At 67.7% G+C, this 6,536-nt stretch carries 6 protein-coding genes and 1 pseudogene; 3 read left to right on the forward strand and 4 right to left on the reverse strand.

All coding sequences use genetic code 11. The annotated features are described in order from the left end of the window. The 3 genes from cbiT to Q8814_RS23420 all read left to right on the forward strand — a co-directional run. Nucleotides 1–725: precorrin-6Y C5,15-methyltransferase (decarboxylating) subunit CbiT (gene cbiT / locus Q8814_RS23410; RefSeq protein ID WP_330154367.1), on the forward strand; the 725-nt coding region annotated here is incomplete at its 5' end. After that, nucleotides 722–1,480 carry a cobalt-precorrin-4/precorrin-4 C(11)-methyltransferase gene (locus Q8814_RS23415; protein ID WP_330154368.1) on the forward strand — a complete coding sequence of 253 codons (759 nt, stop codon included), beginning with the start codon at nucleotides 722–724 and terminating at the stop codon, nucleotides 1,478–1,480. The genes cbiT and Q8814_RS23415, both read left to right, overlap by 4 nt. A gap of 179 nt (nucleotides 1,481–1,659) precedes the next feature. Then, nucleotides 1,660–3,168 carry a protein adenylyltransferase SelO gene (locus Q8814_RS23420; protein ID WP_456239118.1) on the forward strand — a complete coding sequence of 503 codons (1,509 nt, stop codon included), beginning with the start codon at nucleotides 1,660–1,662 and terminating at the stop codon, nucleotides 3,166–3,168. A 56-nt stretch (nucleotides 3,169–3,224) separates the two neighbouring features. Here Q8814_RS23420 and Q8814_RS23425 read toward each other — a convergent pair whose 3' ends face one another. The 4 genes and pseudogenes from Q8814_RS23425 to Q8814_RS23440 form a co-directional block, all read right to left on the reverse strand. Continuing rightward, nucleotides 3,225–3,722: a DUF899 family protein gene (locus tag Q8814_RS23425; RefSeq protein WP_330154370.1), complete on the reverse strand. Its 498-nt coding sequence runs from the start codon at nucleotides 3,720–3,722 to the stop codon at nucleotides 3,225–3,227. 68 nt (nucleotides 3,723–3,790) lie between these two features. Continuing rightward, on the reverse strand, nucleotides 3,791–4,318 hold the full coding sequence (locus Q8814_RS23430; protein ID WP_330154371.1) for a (2Fe-2S)-binding protein: 528 nt from the start codon (nucleotides 4,316–4,318) through the stop codon (nucleotides 3,791–3,793). Beyond that, nucleotides 4,315–5,187 (reverse strand): FAD binding domain-containing protein, encoded by an 873-nt coding sequence (locus tag Q8814_RS23435; RefSeq protein WP_330154372.1) that lies wholly within the window; start codon nucleotides 5,185–5,187, stop codon nucleotides 4,315–4,317. The genes Q8814_RS23430 and Q8814_RS23435 overlap by 4 nt, the downstream gene beginning before the upstream one ends. Continuing rightward, nucleotides 5,184–6,410, reverse strand: a pseudogene (locus Q8814_RS23440) (xanthine dehydrogenase family protein molybdopterin-binding subunit); the annotation flags it as partial. The pseudogene Q8814_RS23440 and the gene Q8814_RS23435, both read right to left, overlap by 4 nt. Nucleotides 6,411–6,536: the final 126 nt, after the last annotated feature.

Raw genomic sequence — 6,536 nt, forward strand, 5'->3', positions numbered from 1 at the left:
ACGAGGGATTCGGCGATGCGCGGATCACGGTGTTATCGGATCTCGGGCACGCCGCCGACGAGTCGCGGCTCGACGGCCGGGCGCGCGACCTGCTTGCGACTTCGACCGCGGAGTTGAGTCTGCTGTGCATCGAATGTTCCGATGCAGAAGGATATTCGACGATTCCGGGACTTCCGGACGATTGCTTCGAGCACGACGGTCAGCTCAGCAAGCGGCCCGTCCGCATCGCCGCGGTGTGCGCGCTGGCTCCCAAACCCGGTCAGGTGCTGTGGGACGTCGGTGCCGGCGCCGGATCGGTGGGTATCGAGTGGGCCCGCACCGACCCGCGCTGCCGCGCAATCGCGGTGGAGCACAACGCCGCGCGGGCCGATGCGATCGAACGCAATGTCTCCCGGCTCGGGGTGCCGACCACGGTGCGTGTGGTGCGCGGCGGTGCCCCGGAGGCGCTGGCCGGATTGGACTCGCCCGACGCGATCTTCGTCGGCGGGGGCGGCAGCCGCGAGGGCGTGCTCGGCACCTGCTGGGATGCACTGCGGGCCGGGGGGCGGCTCGTGGCGCACGCGGTGACGCTGGAGACCGAAGCGCTGCTCGTGCAGTGGTGGAAGCAACGCGGCGGCGACCTGTCGCGGCTGTCCGTCGAACATGCCACCCCGATAGGAACATTCACCGGATGGCAGTCGCTGCGACCGGTGGTGCAGTGGAGTGTCGTGAAAGGCGATCAATGACCGTACATTTCGTCGGATCCGGGCCTGGAGCGGCCGATCTGCTGACGTTGCGCGCAGTAAACCTGCTGCGACAGGCGCCGGTGGTGCTGTATGCGGGTACCTACCTCGACGCCGAGATCCTCTCGCACTGCGCCGAGGGCACCGAGTTGGTCGACACCCAGCATCTGGATCTGGACCGGATCACCGAGCATCTCGTCGACGCGCACCACCGCGGCCTCGACGTCGTCCGGTTGTGCTCGGGCGACCCGTCGCTGTATTCGGCGCTCACCGAACAGACCCGCCGCCTCGACGCGGAAGGCGTCCCCTGGGATGTCACGCCCGGTGTGCCCGCATACGCCGCCGCAGCGGCAACCCTCGGTGCCGAGCTGACCGTGCCCGAACTCGTACAGACCGTCGTGCTCACCCGCACGCGGGCGCGGTCGACGGCAATGCCCGACACCGAGGCGCTCGCGCGCGTAGCGGGGCTCGAGGCCAGCCTGGTGCTGCACCTCGCAATTACCCGGATCCGCACTCTGGCCCAGGAACTCACCGGTAGCTACGGTTCGGATTGCCCGGTGGCGGTGGTCGCGTTCGCGTCGCGGCCGAATCAGCTGGTGCTGCGAGGCACTCTCGCCGACATCGCCGGCCGAGTCGAGACTGCCGGGTTGAAACACACCGCGGTCATCCTCGTCGGGCGCGCCCTCGGCGTGCGGGACGAACCGGAGATCGCGTGTTCACACCTCTACGACCCGGCGCGCGAACGCAACAACCCGTAGCCGCACACCCTCATCGGGTCTGTTCGAAGGCGTCGGATGCGACCGTGATGGTTCGCGCGTCCGGGGCGTCCTCGATCATCATCGTCTGTCAGCCCCATGACACAGCATCCTTCCTGGTGGAGGAGGGTCCGGCTGCGCCGGGGCACCAAGACCGGCCCTGCGATGGTTACCCTCGAATGATGGCTGCAATTCCGAATTCCACAACAGGGACGAACACGGCGGTGTCCGGCCTCGACAGCACCTTCGCCGACGAACTCGGCGTCCTGACGGTGCCGTGGCAGGGCGCTCCTGCCCCCGACCCGAAGTTGCTCGTGCTCAACGAGCAACTCGCGGCGTCGCTGCGGCTGGACGTAGCGGCACTGCGAAGCGAGGACGGGGTCGCCGTCCTGTCCGGGTCGGCGGCACCGGCCGGGGCCAGGCCGGTGGCGATGGCGTATGCGGGCCACCAGTTCGGTGGGTACGCGCCGCTCCTCGGGGACGGTCGGGCACTGCTGCTCGGTGAACTGACGGACACCGACGGTCGGCGCGTGGATCTGCATCTCAAGGGTTCGGGCCCCACGCCGTTTTCCCGCGGCGGCGACGGGTTCGCGGTTGTCGGCCCGATGCTGCGCGAATACCTGGTCAGCGAGGCCATGTATGCCCTCGGCATCCCCACTACGCGCGCGCTGTCGGTGGTCGCGACGGGCCGGCACGTCTACCGGAACGGCGCCGAGCCCGGAGCGGTGCTCGCCAGGGTCGCGGCCGGTCACTTGCGGGTGGGCACCTTCGAATTTGCGGTCCGCCAGGGCGAGGTCCTGGTGTCGCTCGCCGACTACGCGATCGCCCGGCACTATCCGGAGCTGACCGAACTGCCGGCGACGGGTGAACGCAATCGCTACCTGGCGTTCTTCGAGGCGGTGGTCGAGGCGCAGGCGTCGCTGGTGGCACGCTGGATGCTCACCGGTTTCGTGCACGGAGTGATGAACACCGACAACACGACCATTTCGGGGGAGACCATCGACTACGGTCCGTGCGCCTTCCTCGACGCCTTCGACCCGGGTGCAGTATTCAGCTCGATCGACGACGGCGGCCGCTATGCGTTCGGTAATCAGCCCGCGGTCCTGAAATGGAATCTGGCACGCTTCGCGGAAACGCTGCTGACGTTGATCGAGTCCACGCCGGACGACGCCATCGCTGCGGTCTCGGCAGTCCTCGATACCTTCGACGAGCGTTACGACGGCCACTACACGGCGGGTATGGCGGCGAAGCTCGGGATGGATGGTGAGCACATCGATCGAACGCTGATCGACGATCTGCTGACACTGATGGCGCAGCACGGTGCCGACTGGACGGGCACCTTCCGTGCCCTCGCGGACGAACTACGCGAAAACTCGGCGCCTCTCGACGGCCTCGTGCCGCGCGAGCACATCGGGCCCTGGCTGGAACGCTGGCGCGACGCCCTGACGAAACAAGGGCACGAGGCAGCACAGACCGCGGAGGCGATGGACCGCGTCAACCCGCTGTACATCCCGCGCAATCATCAACTCGATGCTGCGCTTCGCGCCGCGACCGACGGCGACCTCGCTCCGTTCGAGAAGCTCCTGGAGGTCGTCACGCATCCGTTCGACCGCCGCGACGAGTGGTCCGCCTACGCTACGCCCGCCCCGACGGTGTTCACCGAATCGTTCCAAACATTCTGCGGAACATAACTCCCGAGGCCACGATTTCCCGGTAGCCCGTTGTCCGGCGTCCTCCGGACCTTCCATCAGTCGGGGGTCGTCGCTCCTGTGATCACGTCCGGTTCGTATTCATCGTGGCCGCGCAGCCAACTCATGAACGGGTCGTCGCCGCGGCGGGGTTGTGGTTCCCGGTCTTCTTGGCGGCCGAGGGCGGTGAGGTCGAGCCAGTGGTAGGTGCCCAGGAGCATGTCGGTCGAGCGCGCGTAGCCGGAGTAGGTGTGGAAGATGCGCTCACCCCGGCGCAGGAATGCACTGACACCGTGCTCTTCGCCGGACCAGCCTTGCCATGCCGGGTTCATCTGCTCGAGCTCCGCCTGGTCTTTGTAGTTGTATTCGACCGGTGCGACCGCCGCGTCGAGGGTGCCATGGAAGTCGTAGTTGAAGTCGCTGCCGAGCGAGGAGTACCAGGGAAAGACCCAACCCATCCGCTGTCGGTAGTGCTCGAGTTTTGTGCAGCGATGCAGCTCTCGCCGTGCGTCGAGCCACCGCTCGCGGGTGGTGACCTCTGGATCGGACGATGTCATCGTTCGTCTCCTCTCGTAGGGCACAGACAATCGTCTCAGGTGGCTCTCGACCGTGGCTATCGCCAGATTCACCGTCGGGCCGGTCCCACCCCCGGTTCATCGGAGTCATTGTCGGCCGTGGTGCCGGTGCCCGTGTGTGCGACCGCGCGCACGGCATCAACAATTCCCTGGTAGCCCGTGCAGCGGCAGATGTTTCCGGAGAGCCCGTCGCGGATCTCGTCGTCGCTCGGAGAAGGGTTCTCACGCAGCAACGCGGTGGCCGACATGACGAAACCGGGCGTGCAGAAACCGCATTGGAGACCGTGATGGTCGCGGAGCGCGGCTTGGATCGGAGAGAGTGTGCCGTCGTCGGATGCCATCGCCTCGATGGTGGTGAGTTCGGCTCCGTCGGCCTGGACCGCGAAGACGAGGCAGGCGCGTACCGCCTCACCGTCGAGCAGTACGGTGCATGCTCCGCACACGCCGTGCTCGCAACCGAGATGTGTTCCGGTCAGGCCGCACTCGATGCGCAGGTAGTCGGCGAGTGTCAACCGGGGAGGTATCGTGTGCCGCCGCACTACACCGTTGACCGTGATCGCGATCTCGACGTCTGTCATCGGGATGCCTCCTCCGCGGCGCGGCGCCACGCGCGCGTCACCATCGTCGTTGCCAGACGCCGGCGGTAGGCGGCGGGTCCGTGCAGGTCGTCCGAGACCGTGGTGAGCGCCGACAACGCCTCGCGTCCGACATCCTCGGCGACGATCTCGGTGATGTTCCGGCCGAGCAGTTCCGAGCCGAGCACGCTGCACCGGACGGGTGTGGGGCCCACACCGAACAGGGCGATCGCGCAGCGGTCGATGCGCGCCTCCGCGTCCACGCGTACCGCAACCGCAGCGCCCGCCAGTGCGAAATCCCCTTTTCTGCGCGCGAATTCCTCGATCGCGAAACCGCACCTGCCGGTCCAGGCCGGGAAGAGCACGCCGGTGAGCAGCTCGTCGGCGGCCAGTGCGGTGGTCCACATCCCCGTGAAGAACTGTGAGGCCGGTACGGTGCGCCGACCTCGGGGCGACAGCGTCTCGATCTCGGCGTCGAGCACCGATGCCACCACGGGATATTCGGCCGCTCCGTCGCCGTGTGCGAGTGAGCCGCCGAGGGTGCCGCGGTTGCGGATCTGAAAATGGCCGATCAGCGGGGTCGCCCGCGCCAGCAGTGGAACTGCGTCGGCGACCTCCGCCGACCGGCCGATGGTGGCGTGCGTGGTGCCCGCACCGATCCACATCCGGTCTCCGCGCCGCTCGATGCCGCGCAACTCGACCGGTTTCCGGAGGTCGACCAGATGATCGAACACTGCCAGCCGCAGATTGAGCATCGGCATCAGGCTCTGCCCGCCGGCGATGAACTTCGCGTCGTCGCCCAACTCGGCGACGAGCGCGATCGCGTGTTCGGCGGTCTCGGGAGCGTGGTATTCGAACGCCGACGGTTTCATGCCCGCACCTTCCGCGCCTCGTCCACCATCTCCACGATCGTCGCCGGCGAGAGCGGCAGCCTGCTCACTTCCACCCCGAACGGGGCGAGTGCGTCGGCCACCGCGTTGACGACCGCCGGGGACGCGCCGATGGCACCGCCCTCTCCGACGCCCTTGTACCCGCCCGGACCGGCACTCGGAGTTTCGACGTGTCCGATCTCGATGTCGGGCACGTCGGACGCGGTGGGCAGCAGATAGTCCATGAAGGTGGTGGTCACCGGGTTACCCACCTCGTCGTACGCCAGATGCTCGAGCAGAGCGCCTCCGATTCCCTGCACGGTGCCGCCCCGGATCTGCCCTTCCACGACGGACGGGTTGATCATCGGACCGCAGTCCTCACCGACGATGTACCGCAGGACCTTGACGCCTCCGGTATCGATGTCGACCTCGCAGGTGCACACGTGGGTCGCGTTCGCCCAGATCATCATGTTCGGGGCGTGGTACCGGCCGCTGGATTCGAGCCCCGGCGGCACACCCGGAGGCAGCGTTTCGGCCTGGAAGTAGGCGATGTCGGCGATCTCGGCCAGCGACAGGCCGGACCCAGGGACTCCCCGCACCGACGCGCGACTGCGGACGAACTCGACGTCGTCGACCGCAGCCTCGAGCCGGTGCGCGGCGATCGCGAGGATCCGGTCGCGCAGCACCGATGCCGTCTCTCCGACCGCACCCGCGGTCATCGACCCGGAGCGGCTGCCACCGGTGCCCGCACCGAACGGGGTGATCGCGGTGTCTCCCTGGATAGTGTTCACGTCCGCGATGTCGACTCCGAGCGCATCGGCGGCGAGTTGCACGACCGTCGTCTCGAGACTGTTGCCCGTCGACCCGCCGGCGACGTAGACATTGACCTTCCCGGACGGCTCGATACGGATCGTCGCGCCCTCGGTGCTGTGGAAAGGTGTTGCACCCGTAGTTGGTTCGATGTAGGTGCACGTGCCGACGCCGATGTACCGGCCGTCCGCGCGGGCACGTTCCTGCTCCTGCCGGAACGCGTCGTAGTCGAGCATCGACAGCGCGTGCTCGAAGGTCTCCAGAGGTGTGGAGTCGCTGTACGGCATTCCGGCCGGGCTGACCAGGGGAAGATCGTCGGCGCCGAGCATGTTCCGGCGGCGCAGCTCGACCGGGTCGATGCCGAGTTTGCGCGCCGCGGTGTCGAGCAGGACCTCGCGGGCCATGGACTCGAACTCAGGGTGCCGTAGTTGTTGACTTCCGGGGCTGTGACCTGCAGTTTCATGCGTTCAGGACCAGGTCGACCGCGTGGTCAGGGTTGGCGGCCAGTCGTCGGCAGGCCCGGGCGATGTTCGACTGCCCGG

Origin of the sequence: Rhodococcus chondri, from assembly GCF_036327435.1 — a bacterium.
Classification (GTDB): domain Bacteria; phylum Actinomycetota; class Actinomycetes; order Mycobacteriales; family Mycobacteriaceae; genus Rhodococcus; species Rhodococcus chondri.